Below are 25,832 nucleotides of genomic sequence, written 5' to 3'. Positions count from 1 at the left end.
TCAGTCCGTAATCTGCGTGCCATAGAGCGCGACGGTAAGGTCGTGGACGGCGTCGGCCGTCCGTGGTCCGAAGCCGAGCAGATACCCGCCGTCGATGCGGATCAGCTTGCGCGCCGTTCCGGCCGGCGTCGAGGCGATCGACGCATTGCCGAACAGTTCGTCGTCCGCTACCGGCGGTCCGGCATTGCTCATCATCAGGATCGCGTCCGGCCTGGCGGTGACGACAGCCTCGTCGGACAGTTGCTTGTAGCCGGAGAAGCCCTCGATCGCGTTGACGCCGCCGGCCAGCTTGATGATGCCGTTGGCCGCGGTGTCGCTGCCGGCCGCCATGATCTTGCCGCCCTGCATCGACAGCACGAACAGCACGCGCTTGCGCTGCTTGATCGAGGCGATCTGCTTTTCCGCCGCCTGCAGCTTGGCATCGATCTCCCTGGCCAGCGCTTCGGCCTTGGCGTCGGCGCCGAGCGCCTTGCCGACCACGCGGACCTTTTCGAGGATGCCCTCACGGTCGTACCGGTCAGGCACCTCGATGAAGGGGATGCTCGTCTTCTTCAGCACATCGAGCGCCTCCTTGGGGCCGCTGCCGTGCAGCGCCAGCATGCCCGAAGGGTTGACCGACAGCACACCCTCCGGCGACAGCTGACGCATGTAGCCGACATCCGGCAGGTCGAGAGCGGCTTTCGGATAGCGGCTGGTGGAATCGCGCGCCACAAGATGCTTTTCCTCGCCGAGCGCGTAGACGATCTCGGTGATCGAGCCGCCGATGGACGCGATCCTGGTGGGATCGGCGAAGACGGAGACACCGTCGCTGGCGTCGGCCGGCTGCAGCGCGCCGAGGGCAAGGGAAAAGCCGAGCATCGGGCCAAGCATCGATCCGCGCGCGGCCGTCAATCCGGTGAGAAGACCCATCATCGTTTCCTCAGGCTGCCGTCGGGCTTGGAATGCGCGGCAGGTTCTCGGCCAGGAAGCGCCAGTCGTCGCGCTCACCCTCTCCTTCATGGCGCTTGCCGAAGAACTGGATGATCATGTTGCCGACGGCGTCGTAGACCTCCAGCGACGTGACATGACCGTCCTTGGTCGGCTTGCGCACGGCCCAGACCTCATGAATGTGGTCGGTGCGCAGGTGCAGATGGAAGGTCTCGTCCAGCACATTGATCCATGGCCCCATCGGCTTGATCGACTTGACCGGACCGGAATGGATCTGGATACAGCCGCGGTTTCCCACAAAGCACATGATCGGCATCTCGCCCGCGGCGGCATGATTGAACATGGCTCTCACCGCATCATTGTCGAGCAGCCAGGCGTAGTCCTGGCCCACCATGCGCACAGCCTGGCGGCGGCTGAGCTTCAACGTCTTCAGCATGCCGAAGAACTGATGCACGTCGGTCAGCCGGCTCCAGCGATCGCGCAGATCGTCGAGATTCGCGGTCGTTGCCGCCGCCTCGCCTTCGTTCTCGGCGGCAGGCCCCGAAATGGCGACTAGTGGTCCCTGGTTCGACGATTCCAGCGAAGCGACCAGTTTCTGATAGGCATAGAGATTGGATCCCGGCCGCAGATGCACCTTGTGCACCGCCTCGCCCGCCGCGTCGAAGAATTGCAGGCTGCGGCGGATGTCGTCGCCGTCGCGCTTTTCCACGGCAAAGCCGTGCGCCCAGATTTTCGGGAAAATGCGCAGGTCGATGTTCTCGCCCAGCACCATGGCATTGTGATTGCCGGTGACGACCTTGTCGTAGACGCCGATCTTCTCATGCACGGCGCTTTCGTTGCGGGTCAGCGCCATCACCTCGCCGACGGCTTCGAGGCCGGTCAGGAGGTCGTTGACGCGCGGCTCGACGCGAACGACGCCGTCGCCGCAATGCGCGGCGACCAGCTCGGCCTCCGAAATGCCAAGCTGCGCGGCCAGATCGCGCTCGCGCGTTTTCGGATTGTCCGTCCGCGCCCGCCGGATTTCATGCGGGGCGGGTTTTACGCGCTGGTCCATTGTCCTGATCCCTTACGCTTACTTGTTGAGGATAAGCTTGCCCTGGCGGGTGATCTTGAGCCGGTAGAGCGCGCCGTGATGCTCGATGCCGATCTCGTGCTCGCCCTGGAACAGCGTGTTGCTCGACAGCGTCCGCACCGCGAGCGGAACGCGGTCGAAGCGGGCGGAAGCATCGTCGGAACGGCGGACGCGATAGCGGAAGTCGTTGGGATTGTGCGTGTTCATGTGGATCGATCCCTTTCCTGTGCCGGGCGTCTGGCTAGGCGTTTGCGTAATCCGATTCATTCTTGACTCGAATAATCATGTTTACTAGTCAGTGCAATACCGGATTAAATGAGTCAAGATTTAAGACGCTGAATACGATCACAAATGCCAGCCAGCCCCAGGCCAGCCCGCATCAACCTGGAATTTGGAGTTGGGGCACATGGGGTTAGCGATTTGGGAACGGCGCGGCTGGTCGGCGGCGAACGGTGCAGCGGCTTTGCTGGCGGGTGTGGCGGCGATTGCCTTGTTCGTGCCACCCGCCAACGCTCAGCAATCGGCACAGGCGGCGGGAGAGCAGGCCGATCAATCGAAGCAGGCTGAGCAGGAAAAGCCGGCGCCGGCGGGCGCAACGCTGCTCGACAAGGTCCTGGTCATCAGCCGCACGGGGGAAACGGCGATCCAATCGCTGGCCTCGGCCAGCCATGTCGACCAGGAACAGCTCGACCGCCGCATGGCGACGACGCCGAACGAAATACTGTTCGGCGTGCCCGGCGTCGCGGCGCAGGCCGATGCCAGGCGCGTCAGCACCAGCGTCAACATCCGCGGCCTGCAGGATTTCGGCCGCGTCGCGGTCATAGTCGACGGCGCGCGGCAGAACTTCCAGCGTTCCGATCACGGAACCCAATCGACCTTCTATGTTGACCCCGAACTTATCAAATCCGTCGACGTCATCCGTGGTCCCGTCGCCAACACCTATGGCTCGGGCGCGATCGGCGGCGTGGTTTTCTTCGACACCAAGGATGCCCAGGACTTCCTCAAGCCGGATGAGACATGGGCTGGATCCGTCACCGGACGCTACGAGACCAACGGCAAGGGCTGGACCACCAGCGCGTCCGGCGCCTATCGCTTCAACGAGAACTGGGATGCGCTGGGCAACATCGTCTACCGCGACTATGACGACTACAAGGATGGCGGCGGCGACACCGTCAAGGGCACCGGCTTCGACGTATTGAGCGGATTGCTCAAGACCACAATCCGCCCGAGCGACAATAGCGAACTGAAGCTCGGCTGGGTTGGTTCAAGCGACGGCTGGAACGAGATCAGCGGCGGCATGCCGGCCAATGACGTCGACCTGAAGTCGAACACCTTCACCGCGCGCTACAATGTCACGGACGAAGACAAGAGCTGGCTCGACCTCCACGTCAACACCTCCTACAACAAGACCAATCTCGACCTGACCAGTCTTGTTCCTCAGCGCCGCTTCGATCCCGTCACCGGCCTTCCCGTGATATTGCCGGCGGGTTCGACGTCGACCTTCGATGTCGGCACCACCGCCATCGACATCTGGAACACGTCGCGATTCGAGACTGGCGGCCTCGCGCATGAACTGACCTATGGTGGCGACTGGGTGAATGACGACGTCGAGACTGGCGGCACGGCAGGCGGCGACAGCTTCTACACGCCTTCCGGCAAGCGCAATGTTTCCGGCGCCTACGTCCAGGACAAGCTCAGTTGGGATTGGCTCGAAGTCATCGCCGGGCTGCGTTACGACAACTACAGCCTCAAGGACGGCACGCACGAAGCGTCGGGAGACCGCCTGTCGCCGCGCATCACCGTCGGCGTTTCACCTTTCGAAAGCGCCAGCCTTGCCGGCCTGCAATTCTACGGCACCTATGCCGAGGGCTACCGGTCGCCGTCGCTGACCGAAACGCTGATCAGCGGCAACCACCCGGCGGGGGTGAGCTTCCCGTTCCTGCCCAATCCCAATTTGAAACCTGAAACCGGCAAGACCGTCGAATTCGGCGTCAACTACAAGCAGAACGACATTCTCGAATCCAGCGACGCGTTTCGGCTGAAGGCCGCCTATTTCAACAACGACGTCGAAGACTATATCGAGGGCGTTACGCTGTCGGCCTTCGACCCGACCAGCGGCTGCCCCTTCGGGCCGGGCATTCCGATCTGCTTCCAGTACCAGAACTTCGCCAAGGCAAAGATCAACGGCTTCGAGATGGAAGGCGTTTATGATGCAGCATGGGGCTACGCCGGACTTTCCGCCTCCATCATCAATGGCCACACCATATCCTACGAAGGCGATCGGGCGGACCTTGCCACGATCCCGTCTGCGCAGGTCACCGCGCAGCTCGGCCTGCGCTTCCTCGAGGACAAACTCACTGTCGGCGGCGAGGTGCAGTACAATGGCAAGCCCAAGGGCAACCCGATCGCCGAGGACTATACGCTGGTCAACGCCTTCGCCAGCTACCAGGCGACTGACAATCTGAAGGTTGATTTCCGCGCCGACAATCTGTTCGATGTCAAATACGCCAACCCGTTGAACGGTAGCACGACGGTCGCGGTCTATGAACCGGGCATAACGCTGAAGCTGGCGGCAACGATGCGATTTGGAGGATGATGATGACGAGCTTGACGGCATCCCTTCGTCTGCTGACCTCGGCGCTGGCGATGTCGCTTGCAGCGGTTCCGGCGTGGGCACAAGAGTCCGCGCCGGCGCCTGCTCTCGCCCTAGAACTCAATGGCGCGCAACCCTCCGAAAAGGGCTGCCGCCTGACCTTCGTGGTCACCAACAATCTCGGCGCCGACCTTTCCAGGGCGGCGTTCGAGATCGCGCTGTTCAACGACGCCGGCGTCGTCGACCGCCTGACCGTGCTCGATTTCAAGGACTTGCCGGCCGGCAAGACGAAGGTGACGCGCTTCGATCTCGCTGGCACCAACTGCGCCAAGGTCAGCCGCGTGCTGATCAACAGCGCGACCGAATGCGTCGGCACCGGCGTCGAGCCGAACACCTGCATGCGAAAACTCAAGACAGATGCCAAGACCAGCATCGCCTTCGGGGTCTGAGCACGGTGTGGACTGCGTGCGGCATTCCTGCGGCATGCAACCAGGCCTTTCTGAACGCGCCCAATCGGGAACCACCTGTCTCAGTCCAGGAAATCGAAAGGAACTCCATTGTACATCGCCATGAACCGCTTCAAGGTGCAGAACGGCTCGGAGGCCGATTTCGAGGCCGTGTGGAAAAATCGCGATTCCAGCCTTGCGGAAATGAAGGGGTTCCAGGAGTTCCATTTGCTGCGTGGCCCGGTCAACGAGACCGAAGGCTATACGCTGTTTGCCTCGCACACGGTCTGGGCAAGCCACGACGATTTCGTCGCCTGGACCAAGTCGGAGAACTTTCGCGCCGCCCACAGGAATGTCGGCACGACGAAGGTCCACTATCTCGGCCATCCCCAATTCGAGGGCTTTTCGGTCGTCGAGGGCGCCTGAAGCGACCTCGCCCGCCGGATAAGGGTTCTTACGCCGCCGCAAGCAGGCTGGCATTGCCGCCCGCGGCGGTGGTGTCGACACAGACGGCCCGCTCATGCACGTAGGCCGCGGGATTGAGCACCTCGCTGACCAGCGGCACGATCGGCCCTGAGCGTTCGGCGATCACCTTGCGCACGATGCGCGCCGCTTCCGGCATCCCCGAGAAGGCGACGACGTCGACGCGCAACGACCGAGCCTCGACCGGATCGGGGCGGCCGTCGATCGCCGCCAGCGGCAGCCCCTTGCCGGTAAGCGCCGAAAGCGCTGCCGGCGCGCCTGGCGCCACCGCCAGCACCGCGTTGCCGGCGGCGAGCGCCTGGATCGTCTGCGCAAGCAGCGTGTCGCCGTCCGGTCCCAGGCAAAGCACCCGGCCGCGCGGCGCCAGTGACAATGTATTGGCCTCGCCGGTCGGCCCGGGCAGGTCGACCTGGCCGAAATCGATACCGGCGGCTGCTCCGATCGCCGCGGCACCTTTGCCGCGCAGGTGCTTGCGCAGGATGGCGACGCGATCCGGCCGCGTCGACCAGCCGCCAAGCGCGGGATCGGGCAGATTGTCGGCGAGCTCGGTCGCCGTCACCTTGTGACCGTCGGCAAGCGGCGTACCTGCCTCCGGTCCCTTGCGAAAGCGCCGGAGATAATGCGGTCCGCCGGCCTTGGGCCCGGTGCCGGACAGCCCCTCGCCGCCGAACGGCTGTGAGCCGACGACCGCGCCGATCTGGTTGCGGTTGACATAGATGTTGCCGGCATGGATCCCGTCGACGAAGTGCTGAACCCTGCCCTCGATGCGGGTGTGCAGGCCGAAGGTCAGGCCATAGCCCTTGCGGTTGATGGCGGCGATCACCGCGTCGATCTCGTCGGCGTCGAAACTGGCGACATGGAGCACCGGCCCGAACACCTCGCGCTCCATCTCCTCGATACCCTTGACCCGGAACACATGCGGCGCGACGAAACGGCCATCCCTGGGTGCTTCGAGCTTGGCGATCAGCCGGCCCTGCAGACCCATTTTGGTGCAGTACTCGCGGATCGAACCCTGCGCCTCGTCGTCGATGACGGGACCGACATCCGTCGAGATAGCCCAGGGATCGCCGACCTTGAGCGCTTCCATGGCGCCCTTCAGCATCTCCAGCATCTTCTTCTCAACGTCCTTCTGCACATAGAGGACGCGCAGCGCCGAACAGCGCTGGCCCGCACTCTGGAAAGCTGAGGCGAGGATATCGCGCACCGCCTGCTCGGGCAGTGCGGTGGAATCGACGATCATGGCATTCAGGCCGCCCGTCTCGGCGATCAGCATGGCGTCGGGCGCGGCTGTCTCGGCCAGTTGCTTTTCGATCAGCTTGGCGACCTCGGTCGAGCCGGTGAAGCAGACGCCGGCAATGCGCGGATCTGATGTCAGCGGTCCGCCGACCGAGGGGCCGTCGCCCGGCAGAAGCTGGATGACGTCTTCCGGCACGCCGGCCTGGCGCAGCATTTCGACGGCCCGGAAGGCGATCAGCGGCGTCTGTTCGGCGGGCTTTGCAATCACCGAATTGCCGGTGACGAGCGCTGCCGCGATCTGGCCGGTGAAGATGGCGAGGGGGAAATTCCACGGCGAGATGCAGACAATGACGCCGCGCGCCTCGGTGCCCGCCTCGGCATTGCTCGCCTCGGCGGCGTAATAGCGCAGGAAATCCACGGCCTCGCGCACTTCAGCGACGCCGTCGGCCAGCGATTTGCCGGCCTCGCGGGTGGCCAGCGCGAAAAACTCGACCGCATTGGCCTCGTAGAGGTCGGCGGCGCGATTGAGGATGGCGGCACGTTCGGCAACCGGACGCTTCGCCCAGGCCGGCTGCGCTTCGACAGCGATGCGCACGGCGGTTACCACCTGCTTGGCGGTGGCTTCGCTGACGGTCCCCACCATTTCCGAAGGCCTGGCCGGATTGACGACCGGGCGTTGCTCGCCATAGCCGGCGGCGCGGGTGATGGGCTTGGCGTGCCAGCGGCTGGCGCCCGCGAAGGCTGTCCTCTCCTTGTCGATCGCCGCCAGCGTCACCGGATCGGTGATGTCGAACCCCTTTGAGTTGCGGCGGCCGGCACCGAAGATCACGGCAGGCCGGGGGATCGCGGGATTGGCGGCGGGGCCCTGGTTCTCGACCGCCTCGATCGGGTCGCGCGCAATGTCTTCGGGCTCGACGTCCTCGTCGGTGAGCTGGTGGACGAAAGATGAATTGGCGCCGTTCTCCAGCAGCCGGCGCACCAGATAGGCGAGCAGGTCGGAATGCGCGCCGACAGGCGCGTAGATGCGGCAGCGCGTGCCTTCGGCCTTGCGCACCGTCTCGTGCAACGCCTCGCCCATCCCGTGCAGGCGCTGGAACTCGAAGCTATCACGGTTCTTCGTCATCGACAGGATGGCGGCGACAGTGTGGGCATTATGGGTGGCGAATTGCGGATAGATGCGATCGGTCATCGACAAAAGCTTTCTCGCGCAAGCGAGATAAGAAACGTCGGTGTTGACCTTGCGGGTGAAGACGGGGTAGCCGGCAAGCCCCAGCGTCTGCGCCCGCTTGATCTCAGTATCCCAATAGGCACCCTTGACCAACCGCACCATGATGGTGCGGTCGTGTTTCCTGGCAAGCGCATAGAGCCAGTCGATGACGAAGGCCGCGCGTGGTCCATACGCTTGCACCACCACACCGAATCCGTTCCAGCCTGCGAGCTCCGGCTCGGCAAGCACGCGCTCTATGACGTCGAGCGAGAGGTCGAGGCGGTCGGCCTCCTCCGCATCGATGTTGAGGCCCATGCGCGAATGACGCGCAGCGAGTGCCAGCGACAAAAGCCGCTCGGCCATGACGGGCAGCATCTCTTCCTTCTGCGCTTCCTCGTAGCGCGGATGCAGCGCCGAAAGCTTCACCGAGATGCCGTGGTTATGGCGGATGTCAGGCCCGTTTGAACCCGCATCGAGTGACGAGATGGCATCGGCATACGCCTTGTGGTAGCGCAGCGCATCTGCCTCGGTGCGAGCCGCCTCGCCCAGCATGTCGAAGGAATAGAGATAACCCTTCTGCGTCATCGGCCGGCCGCGCTTGACGGCTTCGGCGATGGTGCGGCCGAGCACGAACTGCTCGCCCATTTCGCGCATTGCCGCGGCCACCGCCTTGCGGATGACGGGCTCGCCCAGCCTGCGCACCATGGCGCGCAGCGTGCCTTCGATGCCGCCTTCGCCTTCGTCAAGCACGCGGCCGGTCAGCATCAGCGCCCAGGTCGAGGCATTGACGAAGATCGAACTCGAACCGCCCGAATGCGCAGACCAATCGTGCGGCGCGATCTTGTCGGCGATGAGGTCGTCCATCGTCTCGGTATCGGGCACGCGCAGCAGCGCCTCGGCCAGGCACATCAGCGCCACGCCTTCCTTGGTGGAGAGGCCATAGGCGGACAGGAAAACCTCCATCAGCCGCGGATCGGACGAGCCGCGCACCGCCCGCACCAGATCGGCGGCACGAGCCGAGATCGCCCGGCGGTCCTCCACCGAGAGGCCGCTCGCCTCGGCCAGCCGCTTCACGGCCTGATCCTCGTCGGGCAGATAGTTGGCGCGGATTTGCTGGCGGATGGCATCGAGCGCTGGCATGGCGGGTCCTACGGGCAAGCACAAGGGAGCGGGCCGGCGGTCACCGGACCGAATGGCGCAAGCTAGCACAGGTGTCGATTCTAGGTGGTCTGAAGAAATCGACATTGCAGTCCGATCGATCTATCATACGACCAAAAATTACTTAAGCAGGCTGCATTTTCGATGACAGAAGACCAATTGGACCGCATCGACAGGAACATCCTGTCGGCGCTGGCAAGCGACGGCAGGCTTTCCATGTCGGAGCTCGCCGCCAGGGTCGGCCTGTCCAAGACGCCGGTACAGGCGCGGGTGAAGCGGCTGGAGAAGGACGGCTATATCAGGGGCTACCAGGCGATCATCGACCGCGAGCGCATGGGCGAAGGCCATGTCGCCTTCGTCCAGGTGAAATTGTCCGACACACGTTCGGCCGCACTCGATGCTTTCAACCGTGCCGTACAGGCCGTGCCCGAGATCGAGCAGTGCCACATGATGGCATCGAGCTTCGACTACCTCTTGAAGGTACGGACCCGGGACATCGCCGCCTACCGCCGCGTGCTCGGCGAACGCATCTCCGCCCTGCCCCATGTCGCCCAGACCTCGACCTTCGTGGCGATGGAGACGGTGAAGGACAGATAGCCTACTCCGCCAGCGTCTTCAAAAACGCCACCAGCGCGGCGCGCTCGCGGTCCGACAGCTCCAGCGGATGAATTTCGGATGTCCCCTCAATACTGGGGGCGGCCTTGGCATAATGCGCCACCACCTCGTCGAGCGACGCAAACTGACCGGCATGCATGTAGGGCGGCCGCGTCGCCGCGCCACGCAGCGAAGGCGTCTTGTAGGCGCGCACCAATTCCGGCGTATCCTTGACCATGAACCGCAATTCGCCGCAGGCGCCGACATCGCCATCGCGGTAGGCGCCGAAGCAGTTGAACGGGTCGGCCTGAACTTGGGCCACCGCATCGACGCGGCCGCGATCCGGCGGCAGGCCCTTGACCGGCGGCACTCCGGTGTTGTGAAAACCATTGTCGGTAAAGCGCGGCCCGTTGTGGCAGGTCACGCAATTGGCCTTGCCGATGAACAGTTTCAGGCCGAGGATTTCCTCTCGGGAGAAGGCGGCGTCGCCTTTCGGCTCGGCGCCGGTCGCCAGATCCAGCGCGAACCGGTCGAAGCGGGTCTGCGGCGGCTCGATCGAGCGTTCGAAGGCAGCAATTGCCTTGCCGATGTTGGCGAACACCCGGTTTGTCGCGTCACGCTGCTGGTCGCTCATGGCGCTCCATGCAGCCTTCTCGGCATCGCTGCCGAGCGGACTGGCATTGGCTGGTATGCCGGACAGATCGGGCAGCGGGCCGAAGATGCGCTCATAGCGTTCGCCGAAGCGCGCCTTGATGTAATGCGCATAGGCGGCACGGTTTCCCGCCTGCTCCAGGGGGTTCTCCAGCGGCGTCAGCGCCTGCGCCCACATGCTGTCGCGCCGTCCGTCCCAGAAAAACCAGGGATCGCGCGCGATGCCGGCGAGCGGCATGGTACGCCGGTTCGTGCGACCGACGCCAACCGCCTGCGGCAGGCCGTCCTGAAACTGCCGGTCGATCTTGTGGCAGGTCGAGCAGGACACCGTGCCGTCGCGACTCATGCTGGCGTCGAAGAACAGCGTCGAACCAAGGGCAGCAGCGGCCGGGACATCGGCGAACCGGTTCGTGGTGTCGGGCTTCAGCGCCGGCAGCCTCGACAGCGCCAGCGAGGCGATGGTCTTTTTCTCGGCATCGGAAAAATCCGGCTTGCCGCAGCCGGCAAGAACGGCCATCGCCATCAAGACGAAAAAGCGCGCAAGACGCCTCATCCGCGGCTCACAGCACGACGTTGAAGACGACCGTATCCGACCCAGCCGTCGCGGAGATGGCAAAATGCAGCTGCCACCAGCCGCTCATGGTGAATTTCACTCCTTCGATGCGATAGCGCCCGTCGCCGAGATAGTCCGTCGCCTGCGGGCTGGTCGGCAGGCCGTGGCGGTGTTGCGGCATGCCTCCGGATACCGCGATGGCGGCCCCTTCCACCGGCGCCCCGGCTATCGTCTTCAACGTCAACAGCCAGGATTCCAGCTCGCCTTGACGGACAACGCCGCGTTCCGGCGCGAAGCTCGCCATGAACAACCCGTTCTCGGTCTTTTTGGTTCGGGAGATATCCGGGCCGGCAACCTGCGCGGTTCGCGGTGCGGTCAGATAGACCACTGCCAGGATGCCAGCCAGCAAGGCTGCCAGACCAAGACCCGCCAAAAGATAACGCCATATCGAAGCCAAGCCGGTTCCTCTTCAGGGGATAACGTTTTGCCGCACGGATCGCATCCCGCCAAACCTGTTGGAATCGCCGGTGACGGAAAAAACCGCCCTTGCCAACCATGGCGCTCTACTCTCCAAAAAGCTACAGCAGCATCGTAACAGGGGAATGGATGATGATCGGCAAAGGTGTCGCCTCGATCGGCGAATGCATGATCGAGCTTTCGGGCCAAACGGGTTCGAACTGGCGCATGGGATTTGCCGGCGACACGTTCAATACGCTGTGGGCCCTGCATGCGCTGAGTGGAAGGCCTGCGACCTACGTGTCGGCTTTCGGAGACGATCCTTTCTCGCAAGACCAGATCGGCTTCTTCGCGGACAACGGCATCGGCATTGGCGAAAGCCCTGTTATCCCGGGGGCCCGGCCCGGCCTCTATGCCATCACGCTGACCGGCGCTGAGCGCTCCTTCACCTATTGGCGTGGCGATGCGGCTGCCAGGCAGCTTGCCTCCAATCCGGCTGCGTTAGCAAAAAGCCTTGAAAAACAGTCGCTTGTCTACTTTTCCGGAATCACTTTGGGAATTCTGGACTCCGCTGCGCGCGCCACGTTGCTATCGGCCGTGGCCGAGGCGCGATCCGCGGGGTCGCTAATCGCCTTCGATCCCAACTACCGGCCACGGCTGTGGCGCGATCGCGAGGAGGCGCAAACCGCGACCATGGAGGCGCTCGCCGTCACCGACATCGCATTGCCGACTTTCCCGGACGAGCAGATGCTGTTCGGCGATGAAGCGCCGCAGGCAACGGCTGAGCGGCTCGGGCAACTGGTCGGCGAAGTCGTGGTCAAGAACGGCGAACAGCCGGCGCTGATCGTCGAGGACGGGACGCTGCGGGAGGTTCATGCGATCCATGTGGCCACGCCCGTCGACACGACGGGCGCGGGCGATTCATTTAATGGCGGCTATCTCGCCGCGCGTCTCGCCGGACACGCCCCCGTGGAGGCTGCGAAACGCGCGCACCGTGTCGCGGCCAGCGTGGTGCGGGTGCGCGGCGCGTTGGCGCCGTTCGAGACTTTGCGGGCAGCATTCGAGATGGATTGAGGGTCAGGGCAGCCGGAACCGATATTCCGTTACGTGATGATAGATCGCGCCCGGCCACAGCGTCGCCTGCGGGAAATACGGCCGGTTCGGTGCGTCCGGCCATATTTGCGGCTCCAGGCAGAAGCCGCAGAAAGCTTTGTGGTTTCGCCCCTCCAGCCCCGTGCGCGGTGTCACATACTGGCCGGTATAGAGCTGGACGCCGGGCTCCGTGGTCCACAGTTCCATCTCGACGCCGGAACTCGCTCCTTGCACCCACGCCGCCTGTTTGAGCGGCCCGCGCGCCGAGGCGAGGCAGAAATTCTGGTCATAGGCAAGCTGCTCGCCTTCGGTCTCCATGCGCAGCGGCCGTGCCTGGCGGAAATCGAAAGGCGTGCCGTCGACAGGCTTCACCGTACCCGTCGGAATCATTTCGCCATCCACCGGCAGATAGGCGCCGGCATTGAGCATCAGCCGGTGATCGAGGATGTCGCCCGTCCCCCCATCATCGAGGTTGAAGTAGGAATGCTGCGTGAGATTGCACAGCGTCGGCTCCTCGCATGTGGCCGATATCTCGACGCTGAGCGTGCCGGGGATCTTCAGCCGGTAGGTGCAGGTGACGTCGAGCGCACCAGGAAAGCCCATCGTGCCGTCGGGATCGTGCAGCGTCAGCGTGACGAAGTCCCGGCCGTGCAGCGAAACCGTCCACGGCCGATGGAAAAAGCCTTGCGAGCCGCCATGCAGCGTGTGCTTGTCGAGAAAATTGCGCTCGGTCTGGTAGCGCTTGCCGGCGATGGTGAAACGGCCGTCGCGGATGCGGTTGGCATAGCGGCCGACGACCGCGCCGAAGAAAGCCGTGTCGGTTTCATAAGATGACAGATTGTCATAGCCGAGCACCAGAGGCGCATCGTGGCCGGCTAGGCGCAGGTCCTGGATGATCGCGCCGAGCCCGAGGATATTGGCGCTAAGCCCGCCGCCTCTGATCGTGAAGCGGCGAACCGGTTCGCCCGCCTGGGTGGTGCCGAAAACCTCGCCGTCCTTCATTGCCATGCCCGCAAACGTCAGTTGATCCAGACGGCCCGTTTCGTAGCCGGGACAGGCAGATCATAGGCCTGCCTGTCCCGGCGACACTCTATCAGAGGCCGAGGCCGCCGATGCAGACATATTTGGTATCGAGGTAATCCTCGATGCCCTGATGTCCGCCTTCCTTGCCGAGCCCGGACTCCTTGACGCCGCCGAATGGAGCTTCCGGCGTGGTGATCAGGCCTTCATTGACGCCGACCATGCCATATTTCAGCCCTTCCATGACGCGGAAGGCGCGGCCAAGATCGCCGGTGTAGAAGTAGCAGGCGAGGCCGAATTCGGTGTCGTTGGCAAGCGCGATCGCCTCTTCCTCGGTCTCGAACCTGAAGACGGGCGCCACCGGCCCGAATATCTCTTCCTTCATGAAGCGCATCTTGGGCGTCGCATCGGCGATGACGGTCGGCTGGAAGAACGAGCCGCCGAGCGCATGGCGCTTGCCGCCGGCGACGATCTTGCCGCCCTTCGAAGTCGCGTCGGCGATCAGTTCCTCGACCTTCTCCACGGCTTTCTCGTCGATCAACGGTCCCTGCTGCACGCCTTCCTCCAGCCCGGAGCCGACCTTCAGCTTGTCGCTGGCCGCAGCCAGCTTCTCGACGAACCGGTCATAGACGCCGGCCTGGACAAGGAAGCGGTTCGTACAGACGCAGGTCTGGCCCGAATTGCGATACTTGGCCGTGATCGCACCGGCGACGGCGCGGTCGATGTCGGCGTCGTCGAAGACGATGAACGGCGCATTGCCGCCGAGCTCCATCGACACCTTCTTCACGGTGACGGACGACTTCTGGATCAGGATCTTGCCGACCTCGGTCGAGCCGGTAAAGGTGATCTTCTTGACCAGCGGATTGGCGCAGATCTCATCGCCGATCTCGCCGGCCGCGCCGGTCAGAATGTTGATCACGCCCTTGGGGAAGCCGACCTCCTCGGCCAGCGCACCCCAGGCGAGACCGGAGTAAGGCGTCTGCGAGGCGGGCTTGACCACGGCGGTGCAACCCGCGGCGAGCGCCGGGCCGAGCTTGCGGGCCAGCATCGAGGACGGGAAATTCCACGGCGTGATGGCGGCGATGACGCCGACCGGTTCCTTGGTGACCAGGATGCGGCGGTCCGCCCATGGCGACGGCACGACATCGCCATAGGTGCGACGGCCCTCTTCGGCGAACCATAGGATGTAGGAGGCGGCCGAGCCGATTTCGCCCTTCGATTCGAACAGCGACTTGCCCTGTTCGATGGTCAGGAGCTCCGCCAGAACGTCCTGATTGTCCATCATCGCATCGTGCAGCTTGCGCAGCAGCTTTGAGCGCTCGAGCGCGGTGGTCTTGCGCCAGGTCTTGAAAGCTTCGTCGGCGGCTTCGATGGCGCGGCGGGTCTCGACCTTGCCTGCCTTGGGCACGGTGCCGATCTTGAGGCCGGTTGCCGGATTGGTGACGTCGACCGTCTGGCCGCTGTCGGCCTGTACCCATTCGCCGTTGATGAGATTGGCCTGGCGCATGAAATGGCTGGTCTTCTGAAGCATGGTCTAGCCTCCGTTCGGCGCACTGACGGGCCGCTATCTGGATGTCTTCGATTAGCGCATCGGGCGCTGGGGCCATTGCTCTTAACCTAGGGAAAGCCCCGCAAGCAATCGCAAGATGGCATATAGGGGTTATGCCAGCACAAGGCGAGAGCCGGGGCCCGATTTCACCGCCGAGACATCGCGTCAACCGGATTCACGCCGAACGGCTCAGACCCTGGTCATATTCATGTCAGCCGAAGACGTGCACGCTCACCGCCAGCCAGAAAGCCGTGGTGACGACCGCGCTCGCGGTCGCGATGGTCATCTGGTTCGAAGCCAGCGCCTGGCCGGTGTTGAACTGCACGGCAATGAGATAGGAATTGATGCCGGATGGCAGCGCCGCCACCACGACCGCTACCTTGGCGGTCAAGGGCGGCAGGCCGAGCAACCAGACGAAGATCAGAACCAGCGCCGGCATCAGGAACAGCTTCAGCGTCGATAGCGCCAGCGCCGGGCGGACATTGCCCGATATGCCGAAGCGGCGCAGGCTGAGCCCCATGGCGAACAGCGCCACCGGCCCGGCGGTGTCGGCCAGCGCGTCGACCAGCCGCATGACAAGTTCGGGCAGCGGCATGCCGCTGAAACGCCATGCGAGACCCAAAAGGATGCCGATGATCAGTGGATTGATGAACAGCCGCCTCAGGAAATTGCGGATGATGCGCACGGGATGCACATGCTCGCCGCCGCCGCGGCCGAACATCTCGAACAACACGATCGAGGCCATCATCATGACAGGCAGATGCACGGAAACCAGGAGCGACAGCACCTCGAATCCGTCCCGCCCGAATATGCCGAGAATGAACGGCGCGCCAAGCAGGACAACATTGGAATAGGCCGACGACACGCCGCCGACGACTCCGGCGCGTGCGTCCCGTCCGAATATCCGCGTGGTGACGACATGGCCGACGGCCCAGGTGATTGCCACCGCCGCGAAATAGGCTCCCCATAGGGACCATGGCGCCACACCGTGGAAATCGGCATTCACCATCGTCTGGAACAACAGCAGCGGCATCGCAACGCTGACCGCGAAATCGGCTATCCCCTCGCCGCTCGCCGGCTTCAGATAGCCGGTGAGCCCGGCGAGGTAGCCGAGCGCGACAAGGCTGAAGACGAATAGGACGGTTTCGGTAAGCGGAGACATTTTTCCAGGGATAGGCGAGCCACGGTCGCTGCGCAATCGCGCCCGAATTTCTTCGATAATGCCAGGCAGGGCTTCGCCGAAGCGGGCTACACGATCCCCATCCCGCTCACCGGCCGGAAGATCGATCTTCTGACGCCGTGATGACGAAGACGTGAGGCCGCGGAGGGCCGCAGGCCTTTCGCTTGTCTTTGTACCTGCTTTCCGCTCCCTATATGCGGGTGGCCGGTGCCCGGCTTCTGGAAGGATTACGATGATCCGATTTGCCTTGGCGTTGTTCCTGTTTGGCGTGCCCGTTGCAGCGCATGCGACGGACGCCGGCTGGGCGCTGCTGCGCGATGGCGGCCATGTCGTGCTTTTGCGCCATGCCATGGTCACCGGCACCACCGATCCCGCCAATTTCGATATCGACCGCTGCGCCACCCAGGTCAATTTGTCGGCACGCGGCAAGCAGCAGTCGAGCAAGATCGGCGCCTTGCTCGCCGCCCGTGCCGCCCCGGTCGAGCGCGTGCTGTCCAGTCGCTATTGCCGCTGCCTCGACACCGCGCGCATCGCCTTCGAGACCGAGCCGGAGCCTTTCGCGCCGCTCGACCTGCTGAAGGGCGACGCAGTGCAGAAGGCGGCGCAACTCGCCGCGATCGTGAAGGAAATCCGTGCCTATTCCGGCTCCGATAACCTGGTCATGGTCACTCATCTGGAAAATATCGCGGCGTTGACGGGCGTCTCGCCGCGCGAGGGCGAAGCCGTTGTCGTCGAGCCGCAGGGCGATGGCCTGCGCGTGCTCGGCCGCGTTACGTTCTAATCGGGGCCGAGCGGCGCATCAGCGGGCAGCTACCCGTCGATGAGGACTTGCGACAGAGAGAATGTTGCCAGAATACCACCAAAAAAAGATGCCGCGCTCGGGCCGCGACAATGAGGCCAACATCATCCGCCGCCGCCAGCCATGGACGGGCCGCCGGGTTGACCGGCAGCCCGTCTTGCGTTTCTTGGGCACGCTACCCATCTGCACCCGGCGTATCAGGCCTTTTCCTGCCGGGAAAAACCGATTAGACAGCGCCCAAACAAGATGCGGACAGATTCCGCCCGCAACCGAAGGAAAAGCCCTTGTCCACCACGTTCGACAAAGTCGCCAAGATCATTGCCGACACCAGCGAGATCGACATCGACACCATCACGCCCGAGAGCCACACGATCGACGATCTCGGCATCGACAGCCTCGATTTCCTCGACATAGTCTTCGCCATCGACAAGGAATTCGGTATCAAGGTGCCGCTGGAAAAGTGGACCCAGGAAGTCAATGACGGCAAGGCTTCGACGGACGATTACTTTGTCATGAAGAACCTGTGCGCCAAGATCGACGCACTGGTCGCCGCCAAGACCGCCTGATCCGTACCCGATCATCCATGAGCCCCCGCGACGTCGTCATCACCGGCATTGGCCTTGTCTCCTCGTTGGGAGAAGGCCCCGATGAACACTGGCGCAAGCTCACTCAGCCGGGTCAGAAGCCGGTGCTCGAAGCCGAGCGTTTCGCGCCCTACACCGTCCATCCGCTGCCCGAGATCGACTGGAACCTGCAGATCGCCAAGCGCGGCGACCAGCGCCAGATGGAAACCTGGCAGAGGCTCGGCACCTATGCCGCGGGTCTTGCGCTGGACGATGCCGGCATCAAGGGCAATGACGAACTCTGCACGACCATGGACATGGTCGTGGCCGCCGGCGGCGGCGAGCGCGACGAAGCGGTCGACGCCGCCATCCTGGCCGCCTCGGAAAACCGCAATGATCGTGACGTGCTGCTCAACGAGAAGCTCACTACCGAATTGCGTCCCACCCTGTTCCTGGCGCAGCTTTCCAATCTGCTCGCCGGCAACATCTCCATCGTCCACAAGGTGACGGGATCGTCCAGGACCTTCATGGGCGAGGAAGGCGCCGGCGTAGCCGCCGTCGAGACGGCTGCCGCGCGCATCCGCTCCGGCCAGTCGACGCACATACTGGTTGGGGGCGCCTTCCAGACCGAACATTCCGATATGTTGCTCGGCTATGAGCTTGCCGGCTACCTGCATCGCGGCGCCTGGAGGCCGGTCTGGCAGCGGCAAGGCGACGAAGGCGGCGGCGTTGTGTCGGGATCCGGCGGCGCCTTCCTGGTGCTGGAGCAGCGCGAACACGCGGCAAGCCGGGGGCGCAGGATCTATGCCGAACTCGGCCCGGTCGTCTCCGGCCGTGCCAGGCGGCGGCAGGGCGAGCTCGATTCCGAGATCGCCGCGCTGCTCAAGAAGACCGCCGTACCGGATGGCGGCTTGCTGACCATGTCTGGCGCCTCTGGCGCTCACGCGGCTACCGCCGCCGAGAAGTCGGCATTCGACGCCAATCCGGCGATCGCGGCGCGCGGCTTCGCGACACTGACCGGTCACATGAAGGAAGCGCAGTTTCCCTTCGCCGTGGCGCTGGCGGCGCTCGCAGTCGACCGCAAGGCCGCCTACCCGGTTTTCGATGCCGCTGCCGAGAAACCGTTCGAAGGCATTCCAAGAAGCGTCCTTGCAACGGCGATCGGCTACCACCAATTCGAGGGCATGGCGCTGGTCAACGCCGCATAGAGCGGCCAGCCACATTACAACGATAAAGGTAGGGCTTCCGGATGGCCAATCTCAGAGATCACATGGGCAGGCCGATCGTTGCCGTCACAGGCATCGGCGTGGTTACTTCCCTTGGAGCCGGGAAATCAGACAATTGGGCGGCGCTGACCTCGGGCAGGTCGGGCATCCACCCGATCACCCGCTTCCCTGTCGACCACCTCAACACCCGCATTTCCGGCATGGTCGATTTCCTTGCGTCGAGCTCGAAGGGCGCCAGCCCCCTCACCTACGAACTGGCGGAGACCGCCGCGCAGGAAGCTGTTGCCGAAGCCGGCCTCAATTCCAGCGACTTCGGCGGACCGCTGTTTCTGGCCTCGCCGCCGGTCGAACTCGACTGGCATGAGCGGTTCGCGCTCTACAATTCCGACAAGCACGACGCCGGTGCCGAAAGGCTGCTTCGGGTGGCGCGCGGCCTGAAGGAGCTCGATACTTTCGAGACCACGCAGTTCGGCTCGATCGCGGACCGGCTCGCCGACCGTTTCGGCACGCGCGGCCTGCCGATCACGCTGTCGACCGCTTGCGCCTCCGGCGCCACCGCCATCCAGCTCGGCGTCGAGGCGATCCGCCGCGGTGAGTGCGATCGGGCGCTGTCGATCGGCGCCGATGGTTCGGCGACCGCCGAGGCGCTGATTCGTTTCTCGTTGCTGTCGGCGCTTTCGACCCACAACGACATCCCCGAAAAAGCCTCCAAGCCCTTCTCCAAGGACCGCGACGGCTTCGTGCTGGCCGAAGGTTCCGGCGCTCTGGTGCTGGAATCGCTGGAGGCAGCGCTCGCCCGTGGAGCGAGCGTCTTGGGCATTCTGCGCGGCTGCGGCGAAAAGGCGGACGACTTCCACCGCACCCGCTCCAAGCCGGATGGTTCGCCGGCCATAGCGGCGGTGCGCGCGGCCCTTGCCGATGCCGGCCTGGGCGAGGACGAGATCGACTATGTCAACGCGCACGGCACCTCGACGCCGGAAAACGACAAGATGGAGCACCTGTCGCTGTCGACGGTGTTCGGCGAACGGATCGGCTCGATGCCGATCTCGTCCAACAAGTCGATGATCGGCCATACGCTGTCCGCCGCCGGGGCGGTGGAAGCGGCGTTTTCCCTGATGACCATGCGCGAAGGCGTCATTCCGCCGACCATCAACTACGACAATCCCGATCCGGCGATCGTGCTCGATGTCGTGCCGAACAAGAAGCGCAATGCGCAGGTCGGCACCGTGCTTTCGAACTCCTTCGGCTTCGGCGGCCAGAACACTTGCCTTGTCATGGCGCGGGAACCGGTCTAAGCGAGCCGCTTCCGCTAGAACAGAACCGACAGGCTCCATGCGCGCACTGCAACTTATCGAGGACCGCCGTCTTGAAACGATGGACCTGCCGCCCCCGCCGCCGCCCGCGCTCGGCGAAGTGACGCTGCGCATCAAGGCAGTGGCGCTGAACCACATCGACGTCTGGGGCTGGCGCGGCATGGCTTTCGCCAAGCGCAAGCTGCCGCTGGTCGTCGGCGCGGAAGCCTCCGGCGAGGTCGAGACCGTCGGCCCCGGCGTTTCCGGACTGCTGCCGGGGCAGCTGGTATCGATCTACGGCGCGCGCACCTGCGGCCTCTGCCGCGCCTGCCGCGAAGGCCGCGACAATCTTTGCGAACACGTCTCGGGCGTTCACGGCTTCCATCTCGACGGCTTCGCCCAAGAGAAGATCAACCTGCCTGCGCGCCTGCTGGTCCCCGCCCCCCCGGGCGTGAGCGAGATCGGCGCGGCGGTCGCCCCCGTCACTTTCGGCACCGTCGAACACATGCTGTTCGACAATGCCAGGCTCGAGCCCGGCGAGACGATCCTTGTCCATGCCGGCGGATCCGGCATCGGCTCGGCCGCAATCCAGCTGGCGAAGCGGATGGGCTGCACGGTCATCACCACGGTCGGCTCGAACGACAAGATCGACAAAGCCAAGGCGCTCGGCGCCGATCATGTCATCAACTACCGTGACGACCGGTTCGAGGGCGTCGTACGCAAGCTGACCAGGAAGAAGGGCGTCGACGTCGTGTTCGAACATGTCGGCGCGGACACTTTTGCCGGCTCGATGCTGTGCCTGAGGCGCGGCGGCCGGCTCGTCACCTGCGGCTCGACGTCGGGCGTGTCGACGCAGGTCAACCTGATGCAGCTCTTCCAGCAGCAGTTGAAGCTGCTCGGCTCGTTCGGCTGCCGCATGGAGAACATGGCCAACGCCATGCAGAAGATGGCGGCGGGACAGGTCGCACCCGTCATCGACACCGAAGTCGGCTTCGACGACATCGACGCCGCGCTGAAGCGCATGGAAGGCCGCGACGTCTTTGGCAAGATCATCCTGCGCGTCGTCTAGGCCCTGACTTCTGTGTTGAAGAAGCTTCGCCGCGACCTGATGTTCCGCTACGGCCGGCAGTTGCGCCGGTTCGAGCACTGGCTGGTTGCGCGCATTGCGATGATCATCATCTCGGTGCTGCGCCTGCTGCCGCCCGACAGCGCGCTGAATTTCGCTGACCGCGTCGCCCGCCGCATCGGTCCATGGGTCGGACGCCATAATGTGGCCGTCGAAAATCTGCGCAAGGCCTATCCGCAGAAGAGCGAAGCCGAGATCCAGGCCATCGCCTCCGACATGTGGGGCAACATGGCGCGGCTGGCCGCCGAATACATCTTCCTCGACGCCTTGTTCGATTACGATCCAGCCGCCGCCAGTCCCGGCCGCGTCGAGGTCAAGGGAGTAGACCACTTCGTGGAGATCGCGGCCGAAAAGAAGCCGCATATCGTCTTCACCGGGCATCTCGGCAATTTCGAATTGCTGCCGGTGGCGGCAGCCACGTTCGGCATGAATATCACCGCGCTGTTTCGCCCGCCCAATAATCCCTATTTGGCCGACTACATCCTCTCGACGCGCCGCGCGACGATGGGATCTTTGCTGCCCTCGATGGCGGGCGCTTCATTCGCGCTCGCCTCGGTATTGGAAAACGGCGGCAATATCGGGGTTCTTGTCGACCAGAAATTCACGGGCGGCCTGGAAACGACATTCTTCGGCCGCCCCTGCCAGAGCAATCGCGTGCTCGGCACACTTGCCCGTCACTATGATTGCGACGTCTACCCGGCGCGCTGCGTCAGGCTGCCGGGCAACCGCTTCAGGCTCGAGATAGAAGAGAAGCTGACATTACCGCGCACCGCCGATGGCAGCGTCGACGTGCGCGCCACCACCCAGATCCTCAACGACGTGGTCGAGCGCTGGGTGCGCGAGGATCCCGGCCAGTGGATGTGGTTCCACAAGAGATGGGACATCAGCCGCAAGCGACGCAAGGCAAAGACCCGAAGCGCCTAACCTGAATTTGTCCGATGCGCCTCAGGCACAATGGCCGGCGTAGCAGTCAGTTCCTCACGACGATGCGCGTGTTGCCGAAGCCGACTTCTCGCACCATCGAGTAGAAAGCCGCCGCATTGGCCGTATGCAGCCGCACGCAGCCATGCGAGGCCGGTCGGCCGAGCTGCCTCACCGCGCCCGTTCCGTGGATGGCATAGCCGCCGTGGAAGAACACGGAATAAGGCATCGGGGACATGTCGTATTTGCGCGAATACCACATCCGGGCCGTTCGCTGCGGCCGGTAGGTGCCGCGCGGCGTAAAGTAGCCGGGCCGGGCCGTGGACACGTTCCACCGGTAAACCTCCTGGCCGTACCTGACCGTCATTGTCTGCGACGACACGTCTATATTTGCAATGAGGCTGGCTGCCCAGCTCTGCACCGAAGCACCGAACAGCATCGTGACAAGTGCTGCTGCCATGAGAACTGTCTTTTTCATGCGATCAAACCCCCTTGATTGCCCCTTGCCTGCCTTCATGTCGTTTTTCATCTCTTTAATGGCAGGTGAACAGCATAACATATACCTTTGACCAATTCGCGAATCCAAAGCAGCGAATTTGAACGAATTCCCGCAAGAGTTGCCGTAACGACACGCCGCAACGGCCTAATTGCCAGCGGACTTGCAAAACGACGCCGATCGCTGCTCAACTCGAGCCATGAACGAGCGACTCTTGCAAGCGATCGATGACCGGCGTGACGATCTCGTCGCGCTGACCGCCGAGCTGATCCGTTTTCCCACCATCAACCCGCCCGGCGAAGCGTACCGGCCATGCGCCGAATTTCTTGGCGCGCGGATGAAGAAGAGCGGCTTTCAGACCGAGTTCATCCGTGCCGAGGGCACGCCCGGCGACACCGACCGCTACCCGCGCGTCAACGTCGTCGCTCGCTTCGACGGCCGCTCGCCTGGCGCCTGCGTCCACTTCAACTCGCATATCGATGTCGTCGAGGCCGGCGACGGCTGGACCGTCGATCCTTTCGGCGGCGTCGTCAGGGACGGCAAGGTCTACGGCCGCGGCGCCTGCGACATGAAAGGCGGCCTGGCTTCCTCGATCATCGCGGCCGAAGCCTTCATGGAGGTATTTCCCGATTTTCCCGGTGCCATCGAGATATCAGGCACGGTCGACGAGGAATCCGGCGGCTTCGGCGGTGTCGCGCATCTGGCGACGCTCGGCTATTTCTCGAAACCCAGGGTCGACCACGTCATCATTCCCGAACCGTTGAACAAGGACCGCATCTGCCTTGGCCATCGCGGCGTCTGGTGGGCCGAGATCGAGACCAAGGGCGAAATCGCGCATGGCTCGATGCCGTTCCTTGGCGACAATGCGGTGCGCCATATGGGCGCCGTGCTGCAGGCATTCGAGGACGAATTGTTCCCTGCGCTCGACCGCAAGATGACGCGCATGCCGGTCGTGCCCGAAGGGGCGAAGCGCTCGACCATGAATATCAACTCCATCCATGGCGGTCAGACCGAGGATTTCCGGCCCGGCCTGCCCTCGCCCAACGTGCCCGATTCCTGCCGGCTGACCATCGACCGCCGCTTCCTGCTCGAAGAGGATCTCGCCACGGTCAAGGGCGAGGTGACCGGCATTCTCGAGCGGCTGAAGCGCGATCGGCAAAAATTCGACTACGAGATCCGCGACCTGATGGAGGTGCTGCCGCTGATGACCGAGCGCGACGCTCCCGTCGTCAAGGCAATCGCGCAAGGCATCCACGCGATCTTTGATCGCGAGCCCGATTACGTCATTTCACCCGGCACCTACGACCAGAAGCACATTGCCCGCATCGGCCATGTCTATGATTGCATCGCCTATGGTCCGGGCATTCTCGATCTCGCCCACCGGCCGGACGAATGGGTCGGCATCTCGGATATGGTGGAATCGGCCAAGGTGATGGCGATTGGGCTCAACGTGCTATTGCGCGGCGCCCGATAGCGCCGCACGGACAAGAGCCAATGATCGATGCGGCCGTCCGGAGAAAAACATTCCCGGCTACGCCGCCGCGCCGCACGAAACGCAATTTACTCCCGTGCGAAATCACGCTTCTATTCGCCCGGTTTGAGCGCATGTTTGACCACACGGGGAGTCGCACGATGAAATTGTGGAAAACCATCCTGGCAGCCGCCGTCCTGGCGCTGGCCGCCGGCACTCCCGCGTTCGCGGCGCGCACCGATCTGGTCATCGGCATCCCGCTCGAACCGCCGCATCTCGATCCGACCGCCGGCGCCGCCGCGGCCATCGATGAGGTCCTCTACGCCAATGTGTTCGAAGGCCTGACCCGCATCGGCCCCAACGGCGAGGTGCTTCCGGACCTGGCCGAAAGCTGGACCATCTCCGATGACGGCAAGACATACACCTTCAAGCTGCACAGCGGCGTGAAGTTTCACGACGGCGCCGGCTTCAGCGCCGACGACGTGAAATTCTCGCTCGACCGCGCCCGCGCCGACAATTCGGTCAATGCGCAAAAAGCCCTGTTCGCGGCCATCGACACGGTCGAGGTGATCGACCCAGCAACGGTCAAGGTGACGTTGAAGAACCCGCAAGGGTCTTTCCTTTACAATATGGGCTGGGGCGACGCGGTTATCGTGTCGCCGAAATCCGCTGACGCCAACAAGGAAAAGCCGGTCGGAACCGGCCCGTTCAAATTCCAGAGCTGGGCCAAGGGATCCTCGATCACGCTGGTGAAATCCGACAGCTATTGGGGCACGCCGGCTTACCTCGACAAGGTCGAATTCCGCATCGTGCCCGATGCCGCCGCTAGCGTACCGGCATTGCTTTCCGGCGATATCCAGGCGTTCCCATTCTTCGATCCCGACAGTCTCGCGCAGGTCAAGGACGATCCGCGTTTCAAGGTGGTGATCGGTTCGACCGAAGGCGAAACCATCCTGTCGATCAACAACAAGAAGCCGCCCTTCGACAAATTGCAGGTCAGGCAGGCAATCTCCTACGCGCTCGATCGCAAGGCGATCATCGACGGTGCCTCGGCCGGCCTCGGCCTGCCGATCGGCTCGCATATGTCGCCGGCCAACAAGGATTACGTCGACCTCACCGGCCGCTATCCGCACGATGTCGCCAAGGCCAAGGAACTCTTGAAGGAAGCCGGGCTGGAGAACGGCTTCAAGGCGACGCTGAAGCTGCCGCCGCCCACCTATGCCAGGCTCGGCGGCGAGATCATCGCCTCGCAGCTCCGTGACGTCGGCATCAACCTCGAGATCATTCCCGTCGAGTGGGCCCAATGGCTGGATCAGGTGTTCACCAAGAAAGACTACGACCTGACCATCGTCTCCCATACCGAGCCCAACGACATCGGTATCTACGCGCGCAAGGATTATTACTTCAACTACGACAACCCGGCCTTCGACAAGGTGATCGCCGATCTGGACGTCACCTCCGACGAGGCCAAGCGCAAGGAGTTGCTGGGGCAGGCACAGAAGATTCTGGCCGACGACGCCGTGGTCGGCTTCCTCTACGAACTGCCCAAGGTCGGCGTCTGGGACGCCAAGCTGCAGGGCCTGTGGGAAAACGCGCCGATCCAGGCCAATGATCTCACCAAGGTGAAGTGGAGCGAGTGAGATTGTTGCGCAACAGGCGACGATTGCATTCCTTCGCGCCCCCCTCTGCCCTGCCGGGCATCTCCTCCACAAGGGGGGAGA

23 protein-coding genes are annotated in these 25,832 nt (G+C 63.7%); 13 read left to right on the top strand and 10 right to left on the bottom strand.

Going from position 1 to position 25,832, the window contains the following annotated elements:
- The 3 genes from LB551_RS17070 to hemP are packed head-to-tail and all read right to left on the bottom strand — an operon-like array spanning position 1 to position 2,206.
- Positions 1 to 909 (bottom strand): hemin ABC transporter substrate-binding protein, encoded by a 909-nt coding sequence (locus LB551_RS17070; RefSeq protein WP_224659935.1) that lies wholly within the window; start codon positions 907 to 909, stop codon positions 1 to 3.
- Positions 910 to 919: 10 nt separating this feature from the next.
- The gene (locus LB551_RS17065) at positions 920 to 1,981 is read right to left on the bottom strand and encodes a hemin-degrading factor (protein WP_224659934.1); all 1,062 of its coding nucleotides are present in this window, start codon (positions 1,979 to 1,981) and stop codon (positions 920 to 922) included.
- 18 nt (positions 1,982 to 1,999) lie between these two features.
- Positions 2,000 to 2,206, bottom strand: coding sequence for a hemin uptake protein HemP (gene hemP / locus LB551_RS17060; protein WP_023757683.1), 207 nt, complete (start codon positions 2,204 to 2,206; stop codon positions 2,000 to 2,002).
- A gap of 199 nt (positions 2,207 to 2,405) precedes the next feature.
- On the opposite strand from hemP, the gene LB551_RS17055 reads away from it, so the two are divergent.
- The 3 genes from LB551_RS17055 (at position 2,406) to LB551_RS17045 (ending at position 5,464) form a co-directional block, all read left to right on the top strand.
- On the top strand, positions 2,406 to 4,595 hold the full coding sequence (locus LB551_RS17055) for a TonB-dependent hemoglobin/transferrin/lactoferrin family receptor (RefSeq protein WP_224659933.1): 2,190 nt from the start codon (positions 2,406 to 2,408) through the stop codon (positions 4,593 to 4,595).
- A 2-nt stretch (positions 4,596 to 4,597) separates the two neighbouring features.
- Positions 4,598 to 5,041: a hypothetical protein gene (locus LB551_RS17050; protein ID WP_140551407.1), complete on the top strand. Its 444-nt coding sequence runs from the start codon at positions 4,598 to 4,600 to the stop codon at positions 5,039 to 5,041.
- Positions 5,042 to 5,149: 108 nt separating this feature from the next.
- On the top strand, positions 5,150 to 5,464 hold the full coding sequence (locus tag LB551_RS17045) for an antibiotic biosynthesis monooxygenase family protein (protein ID WP_224659932.1): 315 nt from the start codon (positions 5,150 to 5,152) through the stop codon (positions 5,462 to 5,464).
- A gap of 28 nt (positions 5,465 to 5,492) precedes the next feature.
- On the opposite strand, the gene putA is transcribed toward LB551_RS17045, so the two are convergent.
- Positions 5,493 to 9,104, bottom strand: coding sequence for a bifunctional proline dehydrogenase/L-glutamate gamma-semialdehyde dehydrogenase PutA (gene putA / locus LB551_RS17040; RefSeq protein ID WP_224659931.1), 3,612 nt, complete (start codon positions 9,102 to 9,104; stop codon positions 5,493 to 5,495).
- Between the two features lie 162 nt (positions 9,105 to 9,266).
- On the opposite strand from putA, the gene LB551_RS17035 reads away from it, so the two are divergent.
- Entirely contained in the window at positions 9,267 to 9,719 is a 453-nt protein-coding gene (locus LB551_RS17035; RefSeq protein WP_224659930.1) for an Lrp/AsnC family transcriptional regulator, read from the top strand.
- A gap of 1 nt (position 9,720) precedes the next feature.
- On the opposite strand, the gene LB551_RS17030 is transcribed toward LB551_RS17035, so the two are convergent.
- Entirely contained in the window at positions 9,721 to 10,920 is a 1,200-nt protein-coding gene (locus tag LB551_RS17030) for a cytochrome-c peroxidase (protein WP_224659929.1), read from the bottom strand.
- Positions 10,921 to 10,927: 7 nt separating this feature from the next.
- Positions 10,928 to 11,377, bottom strand: coding sequence for a FixH family protein (locus LB551_RS17025; RefSeq protein ID WP_224659928.1), 450 nt, complete (start codon positions 11,375 to 11,377; stop codon positions 10,928 to 10,930).
- A 152-nt stretch (positions 11,378 to 11,529) separates the two neighbouring features.
- Between LB551_RS17025 and LB551_RS17020 the strand changes: the two genes are divergently transcribed.
- Positions 11,530 to 12,450: a sugar kinase gene (locus LB551_RS17020; RefSeq protein WP_224659927.1), complete on the top strand. Its 921-nt coding sequence runs from the start codon at positions 11,530 to 11,532 to the stop codon at positions 12,448 to 12,450.
- Positions 12,451 to 12,453: 3 nt separating this feature from the next.
- Here the strand turns inward: LB551_RS17020 and LB551_RS17015 are convergent, their stop codons facing one another.
- The 3 genes from LB551_RS17015 to LB551_RS17005 all read right to left on the bottom strand — a co-directional run bounded on the left by LB551_RS17015 (position 12,454) and on the right by LB551_RS17005 (position 16,199).
- Positions 12,454 to 13,476, bottom strand: a complete 1,023-nt coding sequence (locus LB551_RS17015) for an aldose epimerase family protein (RefSeq protein ID WP_140551401.1) — start codon at positions 13,474 to 13,476, stop codon at positions 12,454 to 12,456.
- Between the two features lie 85 nt (positions 13,477 to 13,561).
- On the bottom strand, positions 13,562 to 15,019 hold the full coding sequence (locus LB551_RS17010; RefSeq protein WP_140555081.1) for an NAD-dependent succinate-semialdehyde dehydrogenase: 1,458 nt from the start codon (positions 15,017 to 15,019) through the stop codon (positions 13,562 to 13,564).
- A gap of 229 nt (positions 15,020 to 15,248) precedes the next feature.
- Complete coding sequence (locus LB551_RS17005) at positions 15,249 to 16,199, bottom strand: AEC family transporter (RefSeq protein ID WP_140551399.1); 951 nt, start codon at positions 16,197 to 16,199, stop codon at positions 15,249 to 15,251.
- Between the two features lie 250 nt (positions 16,200 to 16,449).
- On the opposite strand from LB551_RS17005, the gene LB551_RS17000 reads away from it, so the two are divergent.
- The 6 genes from LB551_RS17000 (at position 16,450) to LB551_RS16975 (ending at position 22,147) form a co-directional block, all read left to right on the top strand.
- On the top strand, positions 16,450 to 16,998 hold the full coding sequence (locus LB551_RS17000; protein ID WP_224627946.1) for a histidine phosphatase family protein: 549 nt from the start codon (positions 16,450 to 16,452) through the stop codon (positions 16,996 to 16,998).
- Positions 16,999 to 17,300: 302 nt separating this feature from the next.
- On the top strand, positions 17,301 to 17,582 hold the full coding sequence (locus LB551_RS16995) for an acyl carrier protein (RefSeq protein WP_010909964.1): 282 nt from the start codon (positions 17,301 to 17,303) through the stop codon (positions 17,580 to 17,582).
- 17 nt (positions 17,583 to 17,599) lie between these two features.
- The gene (locus LB551_RS16990; protein ID WP_224627943.1) at positions 17,600 to 18,787 is read left to right on the top strand and encodes a beta-ketoacyl-ACP synthase; all 1,188 of its coding nucleotides are present in this window, start codon (positions 17,600 to 17,602) and stop codon (positions 18,785 to 18,787) included.
- Positions 18,788 to 18,828: 41 nt separating this feature from the next.
- The gene (locus LB551_RS16985) at positions 18,829 to 20,100 is read left to right on the top strand and encodes a beta-ketoacyl-ACP synthase (RefSeq protein WP_140517231.1); all 1,272 of its coding nucleotides are present in this window, start codon (positions 18,829 to 18,831) and stop codon (positions 20,098 to 20,100) included.
- A 37-nt stretch (positions 20,101 to 20,137) separates the two neighbouring features.
- Positions 20,138 to 21,166, top strand: coding sequence for a zinc-binding dehydrogenase (locus tag LB551_RS16980; protein WP_224659926.1), 1,029 nt, complete (start codon positions 20,138 to 20,140; stop codon positions 21,164 to 21,166).
- 39 nt (positions 21,167 to 21,205) lie between these two features.
- Entirely contained in the window at positions 21,206 to 22,147 is a 942-nt protein-coding gene (locus LB551_RS16975) for a lipid A biosynthesis lauroyl acyltransferase (protein WP_263495906.1), read from the top strand.
- 46 nt (positions 22,148 to 22,193) lie between these two features.
- Here the strand turns inward: LB551_RS16975 and LB551_RS16970 are convergent, their stop codons facing one another.
- The gene (locus LB551_RS16970; protein ID WP_140551394.1) at positions 22,194 to 22,622 is read right to left on the bottom strand and encodes a L,D-transpeptidase; all 429 of its coding nucleotides are present in this window, start codon (positions 22,620 to 22,622) and stop codon (positions 22,194 to 22,196) included.
- A gap of 217 nt (positions 22,623 to 22,839) precedes the next feature.
- Here LB551_RS16970 and LB551_RS16965 point away from each other — a divergent pair, with 217 nt between their 5' ends.
- On the top strand, positions 22,840 to 24,114 hold the full coding sequence (locus LB551_RS16965) for an acetylornithine deacetylase/succinyl-diaminopimelate desuccinylase family protein (RefSeq protein WP_224659924.1): 1,275 nt from the start codon (positions 22,840 to 22,842) through the stop codon (positions 24,112 to 24,114).
- A gap of 158 nt (positions 24,115 to 24,272) precedes the next feature.
- Complete coding sequence (locus LB551_RS16960) at positions 24,273 to 25,751, top strand: ABC transporter substrate-binding protein (RefSeq protein ID WP_224659923.1); 1,479 nt, start codon at positions 24,273 to 24,275, stop codon at positions 25,749 to 25,751.
- The last annotated feature ends 81 nt before the right edge of the window (positions 25,752 to 25,832 follow it).

This window comes from Mesorhizobium sp. BR1-1-2 (genome assembly GCF_020165435.1).
In the GTDB taxonomy this organism is placed as follows: Bacteria; Pseudomonadota; Alphaproteobacteria; order Rhizobiales; family Rhizobiaceae; genus Mesorhizobium.
This window is presented reverse-complemented; position numbering and strand designations above follow the sequence as displayed.

What these genes read in the sequence shown, in the direction of transcription:
- LB551_RS16965 (WP_224659924.1), top strand. Translation starts at nt 22,840, where the DNA reads ATGAACGAGCGACTCTTGCAAGCGATCGATGACCGGCGTGACGATCTC.
- LB551_RS17020 (WP_224659927.1), top strand. Translation starts at nt 11,530, where the DNA reads ATGATCGGCAAAGGTGTCGCCTCGATCGGCGAATGCATGATCGAGCTT.
- LB551_RS17055 (WP_224659933.1), top strand. Translation starts at nt 2,406, where the DNA reads ATGGGGTTAGCGATTTGGGAACGGCGCGGCTGGTCGGCGGCGAACGGT.
- LB551_RS17015 (WP_140551401.1), bottom strand. Translation starts at nt 13,476, where the DNA reads ATGGCAATGAAGGACGGCGAGGTTTTCGGCACCACCCAGGCGGGCGAA.
- LB551_RS16960 (WP_224659923.1), top strand. Translation starts at nt 24,273, where the DNA reads ATGAAATTGTGGAAAACCATCCTGGCAGCCGCCGTCCTGGCGCTGGCC.
- hemP (WP_023757683.1), bottom strand. Translation starts at nt 2,206, where the DNA reads ATGAACACGCACAATCCCAACGACTTCCGCTATCGCGTCCGCCGTTCC.
- LB551_RS17010 (WP_140555081.1), bottom strand. Translation starts at nt 15,019, where the DNA reads ATGCTTCAGAAGACCAGCCATTTCATGCGCCAGGCCAATCTCATCAAC.
- LB551_RS16985 (WP_140517231.1), top strand. Translation starts at nt 18,829, where the DNA reads ATGGCCAATCTCAGAGATCACATGGGCAGGCCGATCGTTGCCGTCACA.
- LB551_RS16970 (WP_140551394.1), bottom strand. Translation starts at nt 22,622, where the DNA reads ATGAAAAAGACAGTTCTCATGGCAGCAGCACTTGTCACGATGCTGTTC.
- LB551_RS16980 (WP_224659926.1), top strand. Translation starts at nt 20,138, where the DNA reads ATGCGCGCACTGCAACTTATCGAGGACCGCCGTCTTGAAACGATGGAC.
- LB551_RS17005 (WP_140551399.1), bottom strand. Translation starts at nt 16,199, where the DNA reads ATGTCTCCGCTTACCGAAACCGTCCTATTCGTCTTCAGCCTTGTCGCG.
- LB551_RS17030 (WP_224659929.1), bottom strand. Translation starts at nt 10,920, where the DNA reads ATGAGGCGTCTTGCGCGCTTTTTCGTCTTGATGGCGATGGCCGTTCTT.
- LB551_RS17065 (WP_224659934.1), bottom strand. Translation starts at nt 1,981, where the DNA reads ATGGACCAGCGCGTAAAACCCGCCCCGCATGAAATCCGGCGGGCGCGG.
- LB551_RS16990 (WP_224627943.1), top strand. Translation starts at nt 17,600, where the DNA reads ATGAGCCCCCGCGACGTCGTCATCACCGGCATTGGCCTTGTCTCCTCG.
- LB551_RS16975 (WP_263495906.1), top strand. Translation starts at nt 21,206, where the DNA reads ATGTTCCGCTACGGCCGGCAGTTGCGCCGGTTCGAGCACTGGCTGGTT.
- LB551_RS17000 (WP_224627946.1), top strand. Translation starts at nt 16,450, where the DNA reads ATGATCCGATTTGCCTTGGCGTTGTTCCTGTTTGGCGTGCCCGTTGCA.
- LB551_RS17035 (WP_224659930.1), top strand. Translation starts at nt 9,267, where the DNA reads ATGACAGAAGACCAATTGGACCGCATCGACAGGAACATCCTGTCGGCG.
- putA (WP_224659931.1), bottom strand. Translation starts at nt 9,104, where the DNA reads ATGCCAGCGCTCGATGCCATCCGCCAGCAAATCCGCGCCAACTATCTG.
- LB551_RS17070 (WP_224659935.1), bottom strand. Translation starts at nt 909, where the DNA reads ATGGGTCTTCTCACCGGATTGACGGCCGCGCGCGGATCGATGCTTGGC.
- LB551_RS17050 (WP_140551407.1), top strand. Translation starts at nt 4,598, where the DNA reads ATGACGAGCTTGACGGCATCCCTTCGTCTGCTGACCTCGGCGCTGGCG.